The 591-nt window shown below is 47.2% G+C and carries 1 protein-coding gene; it reads left to right on the top strand.

Going from position 1 to position 591, the window contains the following annotated elements:
* A partial coding sequence (locus AB4496_RS29235) for an aconitase family protein (RefSeq protein WP_372133625.1) occupies nucleotides 1-591 on the top strand: 591 nt, incomplete at both ends.

Below are 591 nucleotides of genomic sequence, written 5' to 3'. Positions count from 1 at the left end.
CTGGCGGTACAGGCTACGTGGTTGAATTCTGTGGTGAGGCAATTACTGACCTTACAATGGAAGGTCGTATGACGGTATGTAACATGGCAATCGAGCTTGGCGCTAAAGCAGGCTTAATCGCTCCAGATGCAACGACATATGAATACATTAAAGGTCGTAAGTTCTCTCCACAAGGTGAAGACTTAGAAGCAGCAATCGAATACTGGGACACATTGAAAACTGATGCTGACGCTGAATTCGATGCAGTTGTGACACTAGAAGCAGCAGACATCAAACCACAAGTTACTTGGGGCACTAACCCAGGTCAGGTTATCTCGGTAGACACACCAATCCCTGCACCAGAAAGCTTCGCAGATCCTGTTGAAAAAGCTTCAGCAGAAAAGGCTCTAGCGTACATGGGTCTTGAAGCGGGTAAATCTCTATCGGATTACAACGTTGATAAAGTCTTCGTAGGTTCTTGTACTAACTCGCGTATCGAAGACATGCGTGCAGCTGCAGCAATAGCAAAAGGCCGCCAAGTAGCGAAACATGTTCAAGCATTGATCGTTCCGGGCTCTGAGCAAGTAAAAGCACAAGCGGAAGCTGAAGGCC

Origin of the sequence: Vibrio sp. 10N.222.46.A1 (assembly GCF_041473595.1) — a bacterium.
Taxonomy (GTDB): domain Bacteria; phylum Pseudomonadota; class Gammaproteobacteria; order Enterobacterales; family Vibrionaceae; genus Vibrio; species Vibrio tasmaniensis_A.
Note: the sequence above shows the minus strand (reverse complement) of the source record. Positions and strands in the feature narration are given on the sequence as shown.